This is a genomic window from Halobacterium sp. DL1 (assembly GCA_000230955.3).
Lineage (GTDB): Archaea > Halobacteriota > Halobacteria > Halobacteriales > Halobacteriaceae > Halobacterium.
In genome coordinates this window covers 2,120,872-2,141,188 of sequence record CP007060.1, presented here as the reverse complement: position 1 = coordinate 2,141,188, position 20,317 = coordinate 2,120,872, and the positions used below count along the sequence as shown (strand labels likewise).

The following is a 20,317-nucleotide window of genomic DNA, read 5'->3' as shown; positions in this document are numbered from 1 at the left end:
TTCTACGCCCACGTCGCCCGGACCTTCCCGAGTTCGTCGGCGAGCGCCCGGCGCTTCAGCAGGCAGAACCCGGCGAAGATGACGACGAACCCGACCACCACGTTGGGGGTGACCGGCTCGTTCGTGACGTAGAGGCCGCCGACCGCGGCGAAGACCGGCGCGACGTAGCTCACCAGGTTGATCTCGATGGCGCCGAGGCGGTCGAGCAGCTGGAAGTAGATCAGGAAGCCGACGGCGCTGGCGGCCAGCGAGAGGTACGCGAGCGCCCACAGCGCGTCGCCATCGAGGGGAATCGACTGGGTCTCGCCCGCGCCGAGGCTGACGACGTGCATGAGGCCGGCGCCCAGAATCATCGCCCACGCCTCCAGCGTCTCGATCGAGAGGTCGTCGTCGACGCGCTGGGTGAGCACGCTCCCGAGCGCGAAACACGCCGCGGCGAGGAAGACGAGCAGTTCGCCGACGGTGCTCTCCCCGAGCAGGTTCGAGAGGTTCGGGTCCGACAGCACGACGACGCCGACGAGACCGAGCAGGAGGCCGAGGACGCCGACGACGGAGAGCCGTTCGGAGGGGAGGAACGCCCGCGCGAACCCCGTGGTGAGGACGGGGCTGAGGCTGACGAGCACCGCGGCGGCGGCGCTCGACACGTCAGGACTCGTCTCGCCGACGAAGAGCAAGGCGTGGTAGGCCGCAATCATGAACACGGCAGCGATGCCGACAGCAGTCCAGTCCGCCCGCGAGTGCGGACGCCACTGGTCGGTGACGTGCGCAGCGTAGGCGAGCATCACCACGCCGGCGATGTCGTAGCGGACGGCCGCGAACAGCACGGGTTCGAAGCCCGCGCGGAGGCCGGCCTTGATCGCGACGAACGCCGACCCCCAGACCGCCGCGAGCGCGAGGAACAGGAGGGCGTCCCGGTAGTTGGTCACGCCGAGAGTCCGCTCGCGAGCACGTTTACGCTTTCGAAGCCGGGCACGTCTTGCCGCCGCCTCGGCGCGGCGTCCTCACGCCCCGCTTCGCTCCGCGTGGAGCGCGCGCAGGACGTCCTCGCGCGTGACGAGGCCGACGAGCGTCTCGCCCTCGACGACGGGAACGCGGTTCACGTCGCGGTCGTCGGAGGCGAGAATCGCGAGCACGTCGTCCATGCTGGCGTCCGGTTCGACGGTGAGCACGTCCGTCGTCATGATCTTCCGAATCGGCTTGCCGGCGTGGCGCGCAAGGTCAAGTTCCGACTCCAGTTCGTCCCACGAGAGGTCGAACCCGTACTCCAGGGACTCGAGGAACGGCGGGAGGCCGATGGGAATCCAGATGGTGCGGTCTTTCGGCTGGAACAACTCCACCATGTCCCGCTGGGTGACGACGCCGACGAGTCGGTCCGCGTCGTCCACCACGGGGAAGCCGGTGAAGTCCCGGCGGGCGAGCTTCCGGAGCACCTCGCTGACCTCCTCGTCCTCGTGGACTGTCTCGACGTCAGCCGTCATCAGGTCACGTGCCTGCATACGTGGAGGGTCGCGGGCCCGCCACGTATCGTTTTGGTATCGGCGCACTGCTTAAGTGCCGGCGCGGAAAAACAGTAGTATGGCCATCGTGGGCCGGTCAAATCTCCGCGACCTGTTCGACGACTCCCCGACGCCGCACATCGCCCACCCGCCGCGCTCCCATCGACGGGACTTCTACGTCGCCACCGACGGCTCCTACGCCAGCGACGGGAGCGGCCTGGGCGTCATCATCGAAGCACGGGACGGCGAACGGGTAGCACGACTCTCGGTGCCCGACGAGGCGCCGAACAACAACGTCGCCGAGTACCGCGCGCTCCACCTCGGCCTCGACACGCTCGCCCACCGCGCACCGGCGAACGCGAGCGTCGGGGTCCTCGTCGACCACAACAACCTCGCGGGCAACGTGAACGCCGCGATGCTCGCCTCTCGCACGCGGGACTACCGTCCGCTCAAGCAGTTCACCGTCCCGGCGTCCGCGGAGCACCACTGGCGGGGCATCCGCGCCCGGGTCGTGGGCTTCGACGAACTCCGCGCCGCGCAGGTCGACAGCAAGCACAACCCGGCCCACGTCCTCGCGAACGAACCGGGCCAGTACGCACACGTCAACCAGGAACCCGCGCGCTGTCTGCTCCCGGAGGTGTCGGAGTCCGACCCGCAGATTCCGCCGCCCTCGCGGGCAGACCGCCGCGTCGGCGACTAAAACCCACTTTTTGCGCTGCGGGGGGTCGCGTAGCGACCCCCGCTCGGCAAAAACTTGCGGAAAAAGCACTCCTCCTTCACTTCGCTTCGCTTCGTACAGTCGTCGGCCCACGCTCACTTCGTTCGCGCGGTGAACAGTGCGCTCCGCGCACTGGTGCTGGTCTTCTGATGGCTACCGGCAACCGAAAATGGGGGAACGAGATACCGCTACGTCATTCGTTCTGCTGTGCGTCGACGACGGCGACGGCGGCGAGGTTCACGATGTCCTTCACCTCGTCGCCCCGCTGGAGGACGTGGACGGGCTTGTCCATGCCGACCAGCATCGGGCCGATGGCGTCAGCGCCGCCGAGGCGCTGGAGCAGCTTGTAGCCGATGTTGCCCGACTCCAGATTCGGGAAGATGAGCACGTTCGCGGGGTCGTCGAGTTCCGAGAACTCGTAGGTGCCCCCGAGGATGTCCTCGACGACGGCGGTGTCGGCCTGCATCTCGCCGTCGACGGGGAAGTCGACGTCCGGGTCCTCGCGGAGCATCCGTGCGGCGTGCCGGGGCTTCCGGGTGCCCTCGTTGTCGACGCTGCCGAAGTTCGAGTACGACAGCATCGCGACGCGCGGGTCGACGTTGAACCGCCGGGCGAGGTCCGCCGTGTGCTGGGCGACCTCCGCGAGCACCTCCTCGTCGGGGTCCTGATTGACGGTGGTGTCCGCGCAGAAGACGACGCGGTTCTTGAACGTCAGCATGTAGACGCCCGCGACGTAGTCGGCGTCCGGCGCCGTGCCGACGACCTGCAGCGGCGGGCGGAGCGCGCTCGGGTAGTGGTGCATCAGGCCCGTGAGGAAGGCGTCGGCGTCGCCGGCTCGCACCATCGTGGAACCGAGGTAGTTGGGGTCGCGTTTCACGAGCGACTCGGCCTCGCTCTCCGTGATGCCCTTGCGCTGGCGGAGTTCGTACAGCTGTTCGGCGTACTCCTCGTGGTCGCCCTCGTCGGGGTCGACGATCTCGGGCTCGAACTGGAGGCCCAGCCCCTCGACGATGCCGTGGATGGTCTCGCGGTCGCCGATGAGCACGGGCTCGGCGATGCCCTCCTCGGCCATCTGGTAGGCCGCGCGGATCATCTTCTCGTCGTCGCCCTCGCCGAGCGCCACGCGCTTCGGGTCGCTCTTGGCCTTGTTGAGGACGATGCGCATCATCTCGCGGGACTTCCCGAGGCGCGCCTCGAGTTTCTCGCGGTAGTCCTCGAGGTCGAGTTCGCGGCGAGCGACGCCCGAGTCCTGGGCGGCGCGCGCGACGGCGGGCGCCACCTCGAACAGTACGCGCGGGTCGAGCGGTTTCGGGATGATGTACTCGGAGCCGAACTGCAGGGGCTGGTCGCCGTAGGCCTTCACGACCTCGTCGGGGACGTCCTGCTTCGCGAGGTCGGCGAGCGCCTCCGCGCACGCGACCTTCATCTTCTCGTTGATGTCGGTGGCGCGCACGTCGAGTGCGCCCCGGAAGATGAACGGGAAGCCGAGGACGTTGTTCACCTGGTTGGGGTAGTCCGAGCGCCCGGTCGCCATGATGACGGTGTCGTCGCGGGCGTTCTTCGCGGCCTCGTAGTCGATCTCGGGGTCCGGGTTCGCCATCGCGAACACGATGGGGTCCGCGGTCATCGACTGGACCATCTCCTCGCTGACGATACCACCGACGGAGAGACCGACGAACACGTCCGAGCCATCCATCGCGTCCGCGAGGTCGCCGCCCTCGCCGGGCTGGGCGAACTCCTCTTTGAACTCGTTGACGTCGCGGTCCTCGGTGATGATGCCCGAGGAGTCACACATCGTGATGTTCTCCCGCTGGACGCCGAGACTGACGTAAAAGCGCGCGCTGGCGATGGCGGAGGCGCCGGCGCCCGAGAAGACGACCTCGACCTCCGAGATGTCCTTCCCGGAGATCTCCACGGCGTTCAAAAGCGCCGCCCCGGAGATGATAGCGGTGCCGTGCTGGTCGTCGTGGAACACCGGGATGTCCATCTTCTCGCGGAGGCGGTCCTCGATCTCGAAGCACTCCGGCGCCTTGATGTCCTCGAGGTTGATGCCGCCGAACGTCGGCTCCATCGCGTTGACGGACTCGATGATGTCCGCGGCGTCCTGCTGGTCGAGTTCGATGTCGAAGACGTCGATGTCCGCGAACCGCTTGAACAGCACTCCCTTCCCCTCCATGACCGGCTTGGAGGCCTGGGCGCCGATGTCGCCGAGGCCGAGCACCGCCGAGCCGTTCGACACGACGCCGACGAGGTTCCCCTTCGCGGTGTACTTGAACGCGTTCTCGGGGTCGTCGGCGATTTCCAGGCACGGCGCGGCCACGCCGGGCGAGTACGCCAGCGAGAGGTCCCGCTGCGTGTTCGTCGGCTTCGTCGTCGCGATCTCGAGTTTCCCTGGCGGGTCGCTGGCGTGGTAGTCCAGCGCGTCTTCGTCCAGTCCCATGTTCTACTCGTGCCGCGGCTACCGGCAAAAGCCTGTCCCAACGCGTCGAAGCCGGATTCGTCGGACGTCGAACTCCGGGGGTCGCGCGCGAGACGACACGCATACGTACCGACAGCCGAAAGTTCTGGATATGGCTCGCCGCTCGTACTATCTCGCGGCCGTGACGACCGCGCTCACGTTCGTCCTCATCCTGCTGGGTGAGTTCACCGCCGTCTCCGGGTCCGGCGCGACCTGCGGTCTGGAGTGGCCGTACTGCAACGGACAACTGCTCCCGTTCGGCCTGCCGCTCCACGACTTCATCGAGTGGTTCCACCGCGCCGTCGCGATGGTCGTTGGCTTCTTCATCGTCGGCACGGGCGTCGTGGCGTGGCGCCGCTTCGACGAGCGCGACATTCAACTCGGCGGCGTGCTCGCCGTCGTCCTCCTGCCGCTGACGGTGATTCTGGGCGGCACCACCGTGACGTTCAGCGGCCTGCTCCCGTGGGGGTACATGCCGCTCACGCAGGCCGTCCACCACCTCGCCGCCCTCGCCATCTTCGGCACGCTCGTCTACACCACGATCCGGATCAGAGAGGTGGCCGGCGTTGGTCTCGGGCGCGTCCGCACCGCGGCGCTGGCCGGCCTCGCGCTGCTCCCGCTCGAACTCGCCTTCTCCCGGAACACGCTGTTCGCGGCCTACGGCACCCGCGTCCAGTTGACCCACCACTTCTTCGAGTTGCTCGTGTTCACCGCGGCGCTGGTCGCCTGCGTCCGGGCGCTCCGGCGGGGTGCCGACCGCGGCGCGGCGCTGATGGGGCTCGCGACAGTCCTCGTCACCGTCCAGGTGCTGCTCGGCACCGGCATCGTCCAGTTCTCCACGACCGTCCAGGTCACGTACTACGCGCTCGCCGCTGGCGTCGGGGTACTGTTCGTCGCGGTCGTCTACGGGAAGCCGACCGCCGCGCCGGGCAGAGCCGGCGTGGAGAACTCCTGAGGACGGCGTCGTTCGAGGGGTTTTAAACCACGCGCCGTCTTACGAACATATCATGTCTGAACTCAACAGGCGGACGTTCCTCAAGAGCGTCGGCGGAACGGGCGTTGCACTCTCTGTCGCGGGCTGTTCGGAGCTCACCGGCAGCGGCGGCGGTGGCGAGAACACCATCGTCCCCGGCACTGCCTCCGGCTTCCCGCCGTTCGAGTTCGTCAACGAGAGTGGCGAACTCGTCGGCTTCGACGTCGACCTGCTGTCGGCTGTCGTCGAGCAGACCGACTACACGCTCGGCGAGTGGGAGGACCTGGAGTTCGGTCAGCTCATCACCGCCCTCGACAACGACCGCATCGACGTCATCGCGGCGGCGATGACCATCAACGACGAGCGTGACGAGACCATCGACTTCACGAACCCGTACTACGACGCGAACCAGGCCGTCCTCGTGCGGGAGGGTGGCGACTTCCAGCCGGGTTCGGTCGAGGACCTGGCTGACCGCCCCATCGGGGCCCAGTCGGGGACCACGGGCGCCGACCAGATGCAGATGCTGGTCGACGACGGCACCATCAGCAGCTCCCAGGCGACCACCTACGGCAACTACGTGCTCGCCGTCGAGGACCTCACGAACGGCAACACGGACGCCGTCATCGTGGACACACCGGTCGCGGAGACGTTCGTCTCCAACCGCAACGTCGTCATCGCGTTCACCATCCAGACCGGCGAGGAGTACGGCTTCGGCGTACGCGAGAACGCCTCCGAACTCCAGACCGCGCTCAACGACGGGCTCGCGGCCGTCCGCGAGGACGGCACGTACGATAACCTGACCGAGAAGTGGTTCGCTAGCGAGTAACGGCGATGGACCCGACGCAGTTCGTCCTCCAGGCGGGGGTCGGCGACTGGGAGTTCGTCTGGCGCCAGCGGGAGTTCTTCATCGCGGGCACCAGACTCGCCATCCTGCTGACGTTCTTCAGCATCGTGCTCGGGTTCGTCCTCGGCCTCCCGGCGGGCATCGTCGAAGCCTACGGCGGGCGGTACTCGAAGGGCGTCGTGCGACCGCTCGGCGTCGCCATTCGCGGGACCCCGATTCTCGTCATCATCGCGCTGACGTACTTCGCTGCCGGCGTCTCGCCGGCGTTCCTCGCGGCGACGCTGGCGCTGGGCGTGCGGTCGGCGGCCTACCAGAGCCAGATCTTCCGTGGCGCCATCGAGAGCGTCGGCGGCGGCCAGATGGAGGCCGCGCGCTCCGTCGGCCTCTCGAAACTCGGCGCCATCCGACACGTCGTCCTGCCCCAGGCGCTGCGGCGCTCGGTGCCCGGCTTCCAGAACGAGTTCACCATCGTGCTGAAAGACACCAGCATCGCCTACGCCATCGGCGTGGCCGAACTCCTGAAGCGGAGCTACGACCTCTTCTCGCTGCAGACGTCGGCCGCGCTCGAAGTGTTCCTGGCGGCGTCGCTCATCTACTTCGTGCTGACGGTGACGGTCAACCGCGGCATCGAGGCGCTCAACAGGCGCGTCGCCATCCCCGGAGGCAACTAACCATGACAGACCCACTACTCCGCGTCGAGGACGTCCACCAGAGCTACGGCGACGAGGAGGTCCTCGAAGGCATCTCCTTCGACATGGACCGCCAGGACGTGCAGGTGCTCGTCGGCCCCTCGGGCTCGGGGAAGTCCACGATGCTCCGCTGTATCAATCGCCTGACCGACATCGACGACGGCGACATCGTCCTCGACGGCGAGTCCATCTACGCGATGGACCAGAACGACCTCCGCCGGCAGGTCGGGATGGTGTTCCAGGACTTCAACCTGTTCGCGCACCTGACCGCGAAGAAGAACGTCTCCCTCGGACTGCGCCGCGTCAGGGAGTTTTCCAAGGAGGAGGCCTCCGAGCGCGCGCTCGAGGAACTCGAGCGCGTCGGCCTCGCCGAGCAGGCCGACTCCTACCCCGCCGAACTCTCCGGCGGTCAGAAGCAGCGAGTCGGCATCGCCCGCGCGCTCGCGATGGACCCCAAGCTGATGCTGTTCGACGAGCCGACGTCGGCGCTCGACCCCGAACTCATCGGCGACGTCCTGAGCGTGATGCGTGACCTCGCCGAGGAGGGAATGACGATGCTCGTCGTCACCCACGAGATGGGGTTCGCCCGCCAGGCCGCCACCGACATCATGTTCCTCGAGGACGGTCGGCTCGTCGAGCACGGCCCGCCCGAACAGCTGTTCGAACGCCCCGAGAAGGACCGCACCGCGGCGTTCCTCAGTCGACTCACGGAGCTCCACGGCGGGCAATGAGACGGCTCACCCAGCGGCTCGGCCGGAACGCCATCCTCGCGGTGTTCTGGTTCTGGTTCTCCCTGCGCCTGCTCAACGACTGGTTCGGCGGCGTCATCGTCGAGCAGGGGGAGCCGTTCGTCCCGCCGGCCCCGTTCGCCGAGGCGGCCGCCGCGCTGCGCGAGTCGGCGGTCGGCCTCGGCCTCATCGGTGCCCCCATCGGGTGGGTGGCGAACCTGCTCGGCTCCATCTCGTTCGCCGCGGAGTACCTCCCGGCGTTCGCCGCGGGCGCGTGGCTCACCGTCGTGCTGACGGTGCTGGGCATCTTCTTCGGCATCTTCATCGCGGTGCCGCTGGCGGCAGCCCGCGTCTACGGGCGCGTCTCGGGCTGGCTCGCGCTCGGCTTCATCGAACTCATCCGCGGGACGCCGCTACTCGCCCAGCTGTTCGTGCTCTACTACGCGCTCCCGCTGTCCCGCTGGTTCGCCGAGGTGCCGTTCGTCGGCACCGGCATCGTGCCCGCCCAGGCCGTCTGGGTGGCCGTCGTCGGCTTCACCATCAACAGCGCCGCCTACCAGGCCGAGTACATCCGCGGCGCCATCGAGAGCGTCCCAACCGGCCAGCTCACCGCCGCGCGGTCCATCGGCCTCTCGCAGGTCGGGGGAATCCGCTACGTCGTGCTCCCGCAGGCGCTCCGGTACGCCATCCCGTCGTGGACGAACGAACTCGTCTACCTCGTGAAGTACTCCTCGCTGGCGTCGTTCATCACCGTCACCGAGCTGTACGAGATCGCCGAGAGCACCGCCTACCAGAACTACCGGTTCCTGGACCTCTTCCTGCTTGCCGCGGTCGTCTACATCCTGCTCGTCCTCTCAGCGACGACGACGATGGAGTGGGTGCGCAAGCAGGTCGCCGTCCCGGGCGTTGGCGGCTCTGCGGGCGGCCGGACGTCGGGGAACTAGAAGAACTCGTCGAGCCCCGACTGGTCGTCGTCGGCCTCCGCGGCCGCAGCCTGTTCTTCGACCGACTCACTCTCGTCGTCAGTGAGCACGTCGTCCTCCTCAGCGTCCGCGTCGTCGCCCGCGTCTGCGTCCTCCTCCTCACTACCGAAGACGGCCGCGTCCGCGTCGCGGGTCGCGCCCTCGAAGGCGCCCCCGGAGTGGTCGACGGCCTCCTGCTCGCGGCGTTCCCGGGCGTCCTCGACGATTGACTCCACTTTGTTCGTCGTCTTCCCCGACCCCGTGACGAACGAGACGTGCTCGGCGTCGAGGTCGTAGGCCGCCGTCATCGCCACCGTCAGCTCCCGGTTCTTGCAGTGGTGGGTCATCACCGCGAGGAACGGGAGTACCTCGCTGCGCGCCGTCGCCATGCTACAGCCCGCGGTGTCCGCGATGTGGCGCGCGACGTAGTCTCGCTTCTCCCGGGTCGCCCGCGAACTGCCGAGCTTCCGCCAGTACGACGGCGGGCCGTAACGCGTCCAGCCGCCGTGGTCGTTCCGCCGCGCGGCCGCCACACCACCAGCGATGTTGTCCGTCGCGTACCGCCAGTAGGAGTACTCCTGGGTCGCCCGGACGCGGCCGAGCCAGACGTCCGCGTTCGAGAGGAACTCGTAGGCGACCGCGAGTTCCTCGCCGTAGTAGTCCTTCGGGACGTTGTCCTCGACCCAGTTGATGAGGTCGTCGGGCGTCTCGTCGACGTCGTAGGCCGCTTCGAGTGCGTCCTGGGCGCCGTGGGTCTTGATGAGCGCGTCGAGGAAGTCGAAGACGCCCTCCGAGCGGTCCCGCTCGCCCATCACAACGTCGTCGACGGTGAGCTTCCGGGACGTCTCCGCAAGCGCCTGCAGGTCGTTGACCGCCGACCGGAGGTCCCCCGAGTTCTGCTCGGCGATGGCCTCCAGGGCCTCGTCGTCGTACGCCACGTCCTCGCGCCGGCAGATGTCCCGGAGGACGGGGACGATGGAGCGCTTCGAGACGTCCCGGAACTCGATGTCCCGGCAGGCGTTCCGGACCCCGTTGCTCATGTCGTAGTACTCGTTGGCGATGAGGACGATGGGCTGGGTGGCCTCCTTGACGAGCCGCGTGATGGCCGCCGAGCCACCCCTGTCGACGTTGCCGTGGAGGTTGTCCGCCTCGTCCATCACGACGAGTTTCCGGCCGCCGGAGCCGCCGGTGAGCGTGCCGGACTTCGCGGCCTCGCCGGCGACCCGCTCGACGACGTCTGCGGTGCGCTGGTCGGAGGCGTTCAGTTCCACCACGTCCCAGCCCTCGTCCGCCGCGAGCGCGTGGGCGGCCGACGTCTTCCCGATACCGGGACTCCCGTGGAGGATCGCCGCCTCCCCGTGGTCCGCCCACGTGTCCGCCCACTCCCGCAGGGCGTCGCGGGCCTTGTTGTTCCCGCGCACCTCCGAGAGCGAGGACGGCCGGTACTTCTCCGTCCAGTCGGTCATTAGCGGAGGAAGGTGCGAGGTGCGTTTAGTGGTTGCGGAGCGCGTGGGGAGCGAAGCGAGCCCACGTTACTGTGAACGGTGAACGAAGTGAGCCGTGACCCGCGTTGTCCGACTGGAAGGAGGACAACGGGATGAGCGAACGGGGAACGAAGTGACCCGTGAGCCGCGTTTGGTGGTTGCGGAGCGACCCTCGACGGGACCATGACAAGCAGTGCGCCCCAAACTCGTTGAGGGTCCGGCGAGTACTAGCACCCGTGGAGGACCACTCGACCCACGGCGGCAGTCCACGGGGGTACGGACCGGACGGGCACGCTGCACCAGGCGGTCTAGCGGTCGCCGCGGACGGCCTCCGACTCGTCCCGTCCGAGACGCGCTTCGACCCGGGGACGCCCACGGAGTGGACGTTCCGCGTCGTCGACGAGGACGGGGAGGCGGTGACCGACTTCGAGGCGGCCCACGGCCGCCCCAGCCACCTCGTCGTGGTCCGCCGGGACCTGACCCGCTTCCAGCACCGCCACCCCGAACTGGACGGCGACGGCACGTGGCGCGTCGAGGAGTTCGCGCTCCCGGACCCGGGTGTGTACCGCGCGTTCGTCGACATCGTCGTCGACGGCACCCCGACAACGCTCGGGTTCGACCTCTTTGCCGCCGGCCCAGCGGACGTGGCCCCGCGACCCGACGCCTCGCGGCAGACGACGGCTGGCGACTACGAGGTCGAACTGCTCGCCGACGAGGTTGCGCCCGGGGAGCGCACTACGCTGTCGTTCGAACTGCGGCGCGACGGCGACCCGGTCGGAGAACTCGGCGAGTACCTCGGCGCGCTCGGACACCTCGTGGCGCTCCGTGAGGGCGACCTGGCGTACCTCCACGTCCACCCGGAGGCGAGTGCGCTCGACGGCGGACGCGTCGAGTTCGCCGCGCGGTTTCCCACCCCGGGACGGTACCGGCTGTTCCTCCAGGCGAGGCCCGAGGGAGTCCTCACGACGGCGCAGTTCGACGTCCGCGTCGACCCGTAACGCCGGCACCGTTGCTTCCGGTGCTGCAGGGGACGCCCCCGGAAGCAATGTGACTGGCCAGCGTAGGCGCTACCAGCGCACCGACCGATGGACGACCACGAACACACCCACGGTGGCGGGGACGACGACCAGACCGACCGCACCGAACAGCGCATGCTGGAGGAGGAGGGCACGGCGAGAGACGCGGCAGGTCCGTCGGAGCACGCCGTCGGCCACGGCGAGCCCCACGCGGGTGGCGGCCACGCGGGAGGCGGCGCTCACGGGGAGACGAGCGGCCACGGGGACCACGGCGGCGGGATGCACGCCGGACACGAACAGCTGTTCCGGCGGCGCTTCTTCGTCTGTCTGGTCCTCTCGGTTCCCGTACTGGCGTACAGCGAGATGCTCCAGGAGTGGCTCGGGTTCTCCGCGCCCGCGTTCCCCGGCAGCGAGTGGGTCGGCCCGCTGTTCGCCGTCGTCGTCTTCGCGTACGGCGGCGTCCCGTTCCTCCGGATGGCCGTCCCGGAGATGCGCTCGCGGGAGCCGGGGATGATGACGCTCATCTCGATGGCCATCTCCGTGGCGTTCGCCTACAGCCTCGTCAGCGTCTTCGTCGAGGGGCTGACGGGGTTCTTCTGGGAACTGGTGACGCTCGTCGTCATCATGCTGCTGGGCCACTGGATCGAGATGCGCAGCGTGCGCCGGGCCTCCGGCGCGCTCGACGAACTGGCGAAGCTCCTCCCCGACACCGCCGAGCGTATCACCGACGCGGGGACCGAGGAGGTGGCCGTCGGCGACCTGGACGCCGGCGACCTCGTGCTCGTCCGGCCAGGCGCGAGCGTGCCGGCGGACGGCGTCGTCGAGGAGGGGGAGTCTGACGTGACGGAGGCGATGATCACCGGCGAGTCGAAGCCGGTGTCGAAGGCGCCCGGCGACGAGGTGGTCGGGGGCACCGTCAACGGCGACGGGAGCCTCCGCGTCCGCATCACCGCGGTCGGCGACGACAGCGCGCTGGCGGGCATCATGCGCCTCGTGGAGGAAGCCCAGCAGAGCAAGTCGCGGACCCAGGCGCTCGCCGACCGCGCGGCAGGGTGGCTGTTCTACGTCGCCGTCGGCGCCGCGGCCGTCACCGCCGTCGCGTGGACGCTCGCCGTCGAGTTCGACGCGACGGTCGTCGAGCGCGTCGTCACCGTGCTCGTCATCGCCTGTCCGCACGCGCTGGGTCTCGCGGTCCCGCTCGTCGTCGCCATCAACACGTCGCTGGCCGCGCGCAACGGGATGCTCGTCCGGGACCGCGTCGCGATGGAGCAGGCCCGCGACCTCGACACGGTCGTCTTCGACAAGACGGGGACGCTCACGGAGGGCGAGCAGGGCCTCGTGGCCGTCGAGACCCAGGGCATCGACGAGGAGGACGCGCTCGAACTCGCCGCGGCCGTCGAAGCGGATTCCGAGCACATGATCGCCCGCGCCATCCGGGAGGGGGCGGCCGACCGCGGCCTGCAACCGCCCGCAGCCAGCGGGTTCGAGGCCATCAAGGGAAGGGGCGCCCGCGCTCGCGTCGACGGCGAGACGGTGTACGTCGGGGGGCCGAACCTCCTCGACGAACTCGGCGTCGACCCGCCGACGCCGCTCGCCGAGTTCGCCACGCGGGCCGGCGAGAACGCCCAGACGGTCGTCTACCTCGTGCGCGGCGAGGACAGCGTGGTCGCAGCGTTCGCGCTCGCGGACGTCATCCGGGAGGAGAGCCGCCGGGCCGTCGACGCGCTCCACGACCTCGGCGTCGACGTCGCGATGCTGACCGGCGACTCCAAAGACGTCGCCCGCGCCGTCGCCGCGGAACTCGGCATCGAGACTTACTTCGCCGAGGTGCTGCCCGGCGACAAGGACGAGAAGATAGCCGAACTCCAGGCGCGCGGGGACCTGGTGGCGATGGTCGGCGATGGCGTCAACGACGCGCCCGCGCTCACCAGGGCCGACGTCGGCATCGCCATCGGGAGCGGCACGGACGTCGCGGTGCAGTCAGCGGACATCGTGCTCGTGCAGAACAACCCTCTGGACGTGGTCCGCCTGGTGAAACTCAGCCGCGCGAGCTACCGGAAGATGCAGGAGAACCTCGTCTGGGCGGCGGGCTACAACGTCTTCGCCATCCCGCTCGCGGCGGGCGTGCTCGCCCCAGTCGGTATCCTGCTCTCGCCGGCCGTCGGCGCGCTGCTGATGTCGCTCAGCACCGTCGTCGTCGCCGTCAACGCGCAGTTCCTCCGCCGCCTCGACCTCACTCTGCCGGGCGGGCCGACTGCACCGTCGGCGTCGGCCGGCGACGCACCGGCGGCCGACTGAACGGTAGCCTGCGGCCCCGTCGAACCGTCACGACTGCCGTGCGAGTTTTCCAGTTTCGAGGCGAACGTCAGGTATGTCCAGGCTCTCCACTGTGGGCCGCTTCGGCAAGCGCGTGTTCTCGGAGTTCTCCGAGAAGAACGTCACGTTCATGGCGGCGGGACTGGCGTACAACGCGTTCATCTCGCTGGCGCCGATGCTGGTGTTGCTGTTCCTGGTGCTGTCGGTCATCGGCGGGGGACTCGAAGCCCGCATCGTCACCGCTGCGGGGAACTGGCTGCCGGGGCCGATAGCGGACGTCGTCCAGCAGTTGCTCGGCGGGGAGTCGTCCGTCGGCGGCGCCTCGTTCATCGGGCTCGTCGTCCTGCTGTGGGGGACGTTGAAGATCTTCCGCGGGCTCGATACCGCCTTCTCTGAGATCTACGAGACCACCAGGCACAACAGCTTCACGGACAAGATGCGCGACGGCGTCGTGGTCCTCCTCTCGCTGGTCGTCGCCGTCGTGGTGACCGTCGGCGCCAGCGGCGTCTTCGCGGTGTTCTCCGACACGGTCCCCTACCTCGGGCTACTGACGCCGCTCGTGCTGGTCGCGGGGCTGGTGGTCGCGTTCTTCCCCATCTTCTACGTGTTCCCCGACGCCGACGTCGGCTGGCGGGACGTGCTCCCGGGCGTCCTCTTCGCGGCGGTCGGCTGGGCGGCGTTCCAGGCGTTGTTCCAGGTGTACCTCACGTTCAGCGACCCCGGATCGGGGAGCTTCTTCGGCGGCGTCGTCATCGTCATCACCTACCTCTACTTCTCGGCGTTCGTGTTGCTCCTCGGCGCGGTGGTCAACGCCGTTGTCGGCGGTCACTCCTCGGGCACGCCGGGTGGCGTCGGACAGGGCGCGGCGGGCTACGACACCACGCGAGACGAGGAAATGGGGCGCGATGAACTGGCCGCCTACCTCGACGACCTGCGCGAGGACCTCACCGGTCACTACCAGGGGATGCAGCCCCGGGCGGACGGCGCCGAGCGGCGCCAGCGACCCGACGGCGACGTCGAGGTTCTCGAACAGAACGAGACGGACGACGGCGAGCGGACGTGGCGGGTCACGCTCAACTGGACGGCCGGAGAGGACGCGGGCGACGAGTAAGGTCGCAGACCGCCGGCCAGAAGTGACTTCCTGCCGGGTCGTGCAGGGCGGGCCATGGAATCTGTCGAGACGACACCGTTGGAGCGAGCGGGTATCAGAGCCGGCGCTGCGACCGGCGCTGTCGCCTACGTGGCCGGCTACGTCGTCACGTACCTCTGGCAGTCGGGGTCCGTCGAGGAGAGCCTCCAGGCGTACAACGCCTTCGTGGAGTTCCTGGGCGGCGACCCCATTCCGGTCTGGCAGGCCGTCGGCTGGCTATACTACAACGCGCACAACGTGGCGTTCACGACGCCCGCGCTCGGCAGCGGCCGGGCCGCCCGGAACCTCGTCGCGGACGGGAACGCCCCGACGCTGCTGTACCTCGTGCCGGTCGTCCTGCTACTGCTGGCCGGCTTCGTGGTCGCGCGCAACGCCGACGCCGTCGAGGCCCGGTCCGGCGCCCGCGCGGGCGTCACCGTCACCGTGGGATACCTCGTGCTCGCCGTGGCCGGCCTGGTCGCCTTCCGATACTCGGTCGGCGACAGCAGCGTCCACGTGGAGTACGCGCTCGGCGTGCTGCTCGCCGGCATCGTCTACCCGGTGGTGTTCGGTGCGCTCGGCGGCGTGCTCGGTGCCGCAACGCGGTAGGAGTCGCGCGGGAAACCCGCGAACCCTCCCCGGTACCTAAGACGCCGCCGTCCGACGGTGCACACGAATGACGGACGCACCGTTCGTGGTCGTCGGCGGGGGTATCGTCGGGGCGAGCGTCGCCTACCACCTCGGCGAGCGGACGGACGCGCCTGTCGTCGTCTACGAGCGGGGGGAACTCGCTGCGGAGACGACGTTTCGGGCGACTGCGATGGTCGGGGTCGCTGGGCCGGACCCGTACCACCGCCTGAAGGAGTACGGGTTCCGCCTGTACAACGAGTTCTTCGCCGACCCCGAGGCCGACCCCCGCTACCGGCAGTCGGGGCGGCTCCGCGTCGCGACGTCCCCGGACGGCGCGCGGCGCCTCGAAGCGCTCGCTGCGGCCGCAGGCGATCCGGACCCCGACCCGCCCGCGGCTGCGAAGTACGCCAACAGCCTCGTCGACTACGTTCCCGGCGAGCGGCTCCACGAGCGGTTCCTGCTCCCACCGCTCGACGTGGAATCCGCCGAGGGCGCGCTCTACCGGCCGGACTACGGCTACGTGCAGGACGAGAGCCGGACGCTCGGACCACGGGCGCTCGCGATGGAGTTCGTGGAGCGGGCGCGGGACCACGGTGCGACGTTCGAGACGAACACGGAGGTGACGGACGTCCGCGTGGACGACGGCGGCGTGACCGGCGTGGAGCTAGCCGGAACCGAGGTGGTAGAGGCCGAAGCGGTCGTCTGTGCGGCGGGGCCGTGGAACCAGAAATTGGCCGCTCGCGCGGGCGTCGACCTCCCCGTCGGTCACGTACTCTCGCCGGTATTCGCGCTGGAACTTGACGACCCGCTCGCGTACACGCTGCCCGCCATCAAGTCCCACGAGAGCGGCGTCGGCGTCCACCCGAAGCGCGACGACACGGTCCTCGTGACGTACACCCCGGACGACCCCTCGCGGCACCTCGGTGACGGTCCGTGCTCGGTCGACGACACCGACGCCGCCGCGTTCCGGGAGCCCGCGCTCGCGGCCGCCGAGCAGTTGTTGCCCGTGCTCGCGGACGCGGACCTGGTCGACGAGTGGGTCGGTGTGGGGACCAGCACCCCCGACGGCAAGCCCATCGTGGGACGGACGCCCGTCGACGGCCTCGCGCTGGCGGTCACGATGGCCGGCATCCAGTACGCGCCCGCGGTCGGCTCCATCGTCGCCCGACAACTCGCGGACGGCGAGGAGACGGCGTACGACGACGCGGTCTCGCTCTCGCGGTTCGACGGCGACGGAGGCTGAACGGTACTCGCGCGCTCCAGCCCGTCAGCGCTTCCAGAACGCCGGCGTGAAGATGACGAGCACCGACAGCACCTCGAGGCGCCCGATCCACATCAGGAACACCATGTACAGCTTCGCGGCGTCCGTGAACGGCAGGAAGCTGTTCATCGGGCCGACGACGCCGAAGCCGGGACCGACGTTCCCCAGCGTGGCCATGGCGACGCTCATCGCATCCAGGCCCGACATCGACACGCCGGCCGTCCGGAAGCTGTCGAGGTAGAGCAGCACCGTCGAGAGCGCGAACAGCCCGACGAAGAGCAGTACGAACACGAAGACGTCCCTGATGGTTCCCTCGTCGACGGCGTCGTCCCCGACGCGGATCGGCTTCACCGCGTCCGGATGAACGGTCGTGAACAGCGAACGGACGACGGCCTTCTTCACCAGTACCCAGCGCACGATCTTGATGGAACCGGCGGCAGAGCCCGCGGAGCCGCCCAGGAAGTACGCGAACAGCAGTATCGTCTGCGCGGAGGCGTCCCAGGTGTTGACGTCCATGCTCGCGTAGCCGGTGGTCGTCACGACGGCGATGACCTGGAACAGACCCTGCCTGAGCGAGTCCTCCACGTTGCCGGGGATGACGTCGACGTTCACCGGCGTCTCCGCGAGGCCGACGCCGGCGAACAGCACCGCCGAGATGACGGCCCCGAAGCCGGCGATAGCGAGCAGGTACGACCGGAACTCGGTGTTCTCGGTGAGCCGGCTGGGCTCCCCCCGGAAGACGTACCAGAACAGCGCGAAGTTCGTCCCGGCGACGAGCATGAACGGCATCACCATCCACTGGACGGCTGGCGTGAACGCCTCGACGCTCCGGGCCTCGGGGCTGAATCCGCCGGTGGGGAGCGTCGTGAGCGCGTGGGCAACCGCGTTGTAGAGGTCCATGTTCGGCGCCGCGCCGACGAGGTGGAGACCGTAGTAGGCGAGCGCGGCGAGCACGGTGAACCCGGCGTAGATACCCCACAGCCCCCGCGCCGTCTTCTGGATGCGGGGCGTCAGCTTCTCCAGTGAGAGCCCCGGCGCCTCCTCGTTCATCACCTGGGCGCCGCCGACCGAGAGTTCGGGGAGGATGGCGACCATCAGCACGAGGATGCCCATGCCGCCGAGCCACTGGGTGAGCTGTCGCCACAGCAACATCGCGTGGCCGTGGCGGTCGACCGATATCTCCCCGAGCACGGTCGCGCCGGTCGTCGTGAACCCGCTCATCGATTCGAACATGGCGTTGACGGGGTTGGCGACGCTGCCCACGCCCGCGACGAGGTACGGCACCGTCCCGGCCAGGGGGACGACCAGCCAGGCGAGACTCACCAGGAGGAACGCCTCGCGGTTGCCCAGGTCGGTGTCGTCGCTCAACTGCTCCAGGAGGACGCCGCCACCGACCATGACGACGCTCGTCGCGACGAATGGGAGCGGGTCCTCACCGTAGTAGAACGCCAGAACGAGCGGGAACAGCGGCGTCACACCGATGTACTTCAGGACGCTCCCGACGAAGGCCACGCTCGTCCTGAAGTCGACGTACGTGCTCAGCGTGCGAGCCATCGAACGTCTCTAGCAGTCGGAGGGGGGATTGATGGCCGTTTCGACCTGGCCCGCTCCTGGAGCCACCGGCCGCACGTATCGCCCCACTCAGAGCTCTCGGGCCACCAGCTCCCCCCAGTGGGCGAACCCGTGGCGGTCGTAGAACCGCCGCGCCCGCTCGTTCTCCCGGTCGACGTCGAGCACCAGGCGGTCGAGTGGGAGGGTCTGCTCGCGGGCGAACGCCAGGGCGGCGTCCATCAGGTCGTCCGCGACGCCCGTCCCACGGTACTCGGACCGGACGTATATCTCGTTCAGCACGGCGGCGTCCCAGACGAACGCCATCGACTCCGGCAGGACGAAGACGTAGCCGGCGAGACCGTCGCCCTCGGGCGAGGGAGCGACCTGCACGCAGCGCTCCTGCTCGTCGACGCAGCGCCCGACCCAGTCGAGCCACCGCTCGCGGTAGTCCTCGTCGAGTTTCGCTTCGTACGTCGCGGCCTTCTCCTCGCCTCCCGTTCCCTCGCCGAGTCCCGTCTCGAAGCCGCGTTTCAGTTCCCAGAGCGACTCCCTGTCCCCGTCCGCGTACGGCCTGACCATGTTCCGCGTTCGCCCCCGGGAACGTTAGCGGTTCGCCTCGCGGAACCGGCCGAAGACGCTCGTCGCCGCGACCACCACGACGAGCAACTGGAGGCCCGAGGAGACGATGGGGAAGACGCGCTCGGCGTCCGCCGGGTCCGCGCCGCGCTCGACGTCCACGCCAGTCCGATAGTGGACCGTCTCCGTGCTGCCGCGGGCGGTGTCGCCGTTCTCTCCCAGGTCGACGAACGTCTGGACGAGCCCCTTCGTGCTGGAGAGTTCGAGCTTCCCGGAGAGCGCGTAGAACTGGTCGTGGACCGGGTAGAGGACGTTCACGCCGTTGGTGAGCAGGTCGGGGCCGATGCCGCCGAGCGCGAGCGCAACGACACCAACGCCCGCCACGTGGGGCCCGCGTGCGCCGAACCGTCCGCGGAGCCACGACGCCTCGCGGTGGCTGTCCCAGAGGACCAGTGCACCCAGCGCCACCGGGAGGAGGGCGGTGTGGAGGAGCGCGCGGTGTCCGCCGTGGATCCACAGGCCGAGGAATGTGTCGAGGTCCGGGAGCGCGGCGAACGCGCAGACCGCGGCGAGCGCCTTCGCGTCGAACTCGCGGAGCAACGCTGTCGCCACGACGGCCCCGAACGCCACGTGGACGACTGTCGATGGCATGCGTGTGCCTCGGTACCACCGGGCAATGTGCTTTGTCGTTCGTCACCTGTCGAACCCGCTCCGGCAGACTTTTGGCCGGGCAGTGGCGACTCCCGCGCATGGACGCCGACCCGCGTGCCGGCCTCGCGGAGCGCATCGCCGGCGAGATTACGCTCAGCGACGACCCGGGCGCCACCCTCCGGAAGTGGCGGACGGACTTCGACGTCTCCCAGACGGCGCTCGCCGACGAGCTCGGCGTTTCGTCGTCTGTCGTCTCCGACTACGAGAGCGGCCGCCGGGAGAGCCCCGGCATCGCGCTCGTCAGCCGCCTCGTGAACGCGCTGCTCGACATCGACGAGCGCCGTAGCGGCGAACACATCCGGCAGTACGCCCGCGTGCTCTCGGCGGGCTTCGACAGCGACGTCGTCCTCGACCTCCGCGAGTACCCCGCGTCCGTGGCACTCGACACCCTCTACGACACCGTCGAGGCCACCGAGATCGTCTCCGGCGACCGGGACCACATCACCGGCCACACCGTCATCGACTCCATCAACGCCATCACGCGCCTCAGCGGCGACGGCTTCTACCGCCTCTACGGCCAGTCGACGAGCCGCGTCCTCGGCTTCACGAACGTCTCCCGCGGGGAGAGCCCGCTGGTCGCGCTCCGCGTCGCCAACCCCACGCCGAGCGCCGTGCTCCTCCACGGCCTCTCGCCCGACGACCTCTGGGAGCACGCCCCGGAGCTCGCCCAGCGCGACGGCTTCTCGCTGGCCGTCACGGAGATGGACCTAGAGGAGATGCTCGCCGCGCTCCGCGAGCACGCCTGACCCGGGCGAGGGGGCCGCCCGCGAGGACG

19 protein-coding genes are annotated in these 20,317 nt (G+C 69.2%); 12 read left to right on the top strand and 7 right to left on the bottom strand.

Annotated features, from left to right (window positions below; translation table 11 throughout):
- Positions 1-2 precede the first annotated feature (2 nt).
- Both HALDL1_12935 and HALDL1_12930 read right to left on the bottom strand, forming a co-directional pair.
- The gene (locus HALDL1_12935; GenBank protein AHG04402.1) at positions 3-926 is read right to left on the bottom strand and encodes a transporter; all 924 of its coding nucleotides are present in this window, start codon (positions 924-926) and stop codon (positions 3-5) included.
- 75 nt (positions 927-1,001) lie between these two features.
- Positions 1,002-1,496, bottom strand: coding sequence for a hypothetical protein (locus HALDL1_12930; GenBank protein ID AHG04401.1), 495 nt, complete (start codon positions 1,494-1,496; stop codon positions 1,002-1,004).
- A 79-nt stretch (positions 1,497-1,575) separates the two neighbouring features.
- On the opposite strand from HALDL1_12930, the gene HALDL1_12925 reads away from it, so the two are divergent.
- Entirely contained in the window at positions 1,576-2,196 is a 621-nt protein-coding gene (locus HALDL1_12925; GenBank protein AHG04400.1) for a ribonuclease H, type 1, read from the top strand.
- A 211-nt stretch (positions 2,197-2,407) separates the two neighbouring features.
- Here HALDL1_12925 and HALDL1_12920 read toward each other — a convergent pair whose 3' ends face one another.
- The gene (locus tag HALDL1_12920) at positions 2,408-4,654 is read right to left on the bottom strand and encodes a malic enzyme (protein ID AHG04399.1); all 2,247 of its coding nucleotides are present in this window, start codon (positions 4,652-4,654) and stop codon (positions 2,408-2,410) included.
- A gap of 130 nt (positions 4,655-4,784) precedes the next feature.
- On the opposite strand from HALDL1_12920, the gene HALDL1_12915 reads away from it, so the two are divergent.
- From HALDL1_12915 to HALDL1_12895, 5 genes are read left to right on the top strand one after another with little or no spacing between them, the layout of a single operon-like run.
- The gene (locus HALDL1_12915; protein AHG04398.1) at positions 4,785-5,627 is read left to right on the top strand and encodes a cytochrome AA3 biosynthesis protein; all 843 of its coding nucleotides are present in this window, start codon (positions 4,785-4,787) and stop codon (positions 5,625-5,627) included.
- Positions 5,628-5,679: 52 nt separating this feature from the next.
- Entirely contained in the window at positions 5,680-6,471 is a 792-nt protein-coding gene (locus HALDL1_12910) for an ABC transporter substrate-binding protein (GenBank protein ID AHG04397.1), read from the top strand.
- Positions 6,472-6,476: 5 nt separating this feature from the next.
- A complete protein-coding gene (locus HALDL1_12905) occupies positions 6,477-7,160 on the top strand; it encodes a glutamine ABC transporter substrate-binding protein (protein AHG04396.1) in 684 nt (227 codons plus the stop codon).
- 2 nt (positions 7,161-7,162) lie between these two features.
- On the top strand, positions 7,163-7,909 hold the full coding sequence (locus HALDL1_12900; GenBank protein AHG04395.1) for an ABC transporter: 747 nt from the start codon (positions 7,163-7,165) through the stop codon (positions 7,907-7,909).
- Positions 7,906-8,850: an amino acid ABC transporter permease gene (locus HALDL1_12895; GenBank protein ID AHG04394.1), complete on the top strand. Its 945-nt coding sequence runs from the start codon at positions 7,906-7,908 to the stop codon at positions 8,848-8,850. The genes HALDL1_12900 and HALDL1_12895 overlap by 4 nt, the downstream gene beginning before the upstream one ends.
- Here HALDL1_12895 and HALDL1_12890 read toward each other — a convergent pair.
- Positions 8,847-10,334 (bottom strand): ATPase AAA, encoded by a 1,488-nt coding sequence (locus HALDL1_12890; protein AHG04393.1) that lies wholly within the window; start codon positions 10,332-10,334, stop codon positions 8,847-8,849. The genes HALDL1_12895 and HALDL1_12890 overlap by 4 nt on opposite strands.
- Before the next feature lie 254 nt (positions 10,335-10,588).
- Between HALDL1_12890 and HALDL1_12885 the strand changes: the two genes are divergently transcribed.
- From HALDL1_12885 to HALDL1_12865, 5 genes are all read left to right on the top strand, one after another.
- Positions 10,589-11,350 carry a hypothetical protein gene (locus HALDL1_12885; GenBank protein ID AHG04392.1) on the top strand — a complete coding sequence of 254 codons (762 nt, stop codon included), beginning with the start codon at positions 10,589-10,591 and terminating at the stop codon, positions 11,348-11,350.
- Between the two features lie 87 nt (positions 11,351-11,437).
- On the top strand, positions 11,438-13,666 hold the full coding sequence (locus HALDL1_12880) for an ATPase (protein AHG04391.1): 2,229 nt from the start codon (positions 11,438-11,440) through the stop codon (positions 13,664-13,666).
- A 73-nt stretch (positions 13,667-13,739) separates the two neighbouring features.
- A complete protein-coding gene (locus HALDL1_12875; protein ID AHG04390.1) occupies positions 13,740-14,795 on the top strand; it encodes a ribonuclease BN in 1,056 nt (351 codons plus the stop codon).
- A 54-nt stretch (positions 14,796-14,849) separates the two neighbouring features.
- A complete protein-coding gene (locus tag HALDL1_12870; GenBank protein ID AHG04389.1) occupies positions 14,850-15,422 on the top strand; it encodes a transporter in 573 nt (190 codons plus the stop codon).
- Positions 15,423-15,489: 67 nt separating this feature from the next.
- Positions 15,490-16,686: a hypothetical protein gene (locus HALDL1_12865; protein ID AHG05342.1), complete on the top strand. Its 1,197-nt coding sequence runs from the start codon at positions 15,490-15,492 to the stop codon at positions 16,684-16,686.
- Between the two features lie 24 nt (positions 16,687-16,710).
- Here HALDL1_12865 and HALDL1_12860 read toward each other — a convergent pair whose 3' ends face one another.
- The 3 genes from HALDL1_12860 to HALDL1_12850 form a co-directional block, all read right to left on the bottom strand.
- Positions 16,711-18,258 (bottom strand): potassium transporter TrkH, encoded by a 1,548-nt coding sequence (locus HALDL1_12860; GenBank protein ID AHG04388.1) that lies wholly within the window; start codon positions 18,256-18,258, stop codon positions 16,711-16,713.
- An 87-nt stretch (positions 18,259-18,345) separates the two neighbouring features.
- Positions 18,346-18,834, bottom strand: coding sequence for a GNAT family acetyltransferase (locus HALDL1_12855; protein AHG04387.1), 489 nt, complete (start codon positions 18,832-18,834; stop codon positions 18,346-18,348).
- Between the two features lie 24 nt (positions 18,835-18,858).
- Positions 18,859-19,482, bottom strand: coding sequence for a metal-dependent hydrolase (locus HALDL1_12850; protein AHG04386.1), 624 nt, complete (start codon positions 19,480-19,482; stop codon positions 18,859-18,861).
- Positions 19,483-19,580: 98 nt separating this feature from the next.
- Here HALDL1_12850 and HALDL1_12845 point away from each other — a divergent pair, with 98 nt between their 5' ends.
- The gene (locus HALDL1_12845; GenBank protein ID AHG04385.1) at positions 19,581-20,288 is read left to right on the top strand and encodes a transcriptional regulator; all 708 of its coding nucleotides are present in this window, start codon (positions 19,581-19,583) and stop codon (positions 20,286-20,288) included.
- Positions 20,289-20,317: the final 29 nt, after the last annotated feature.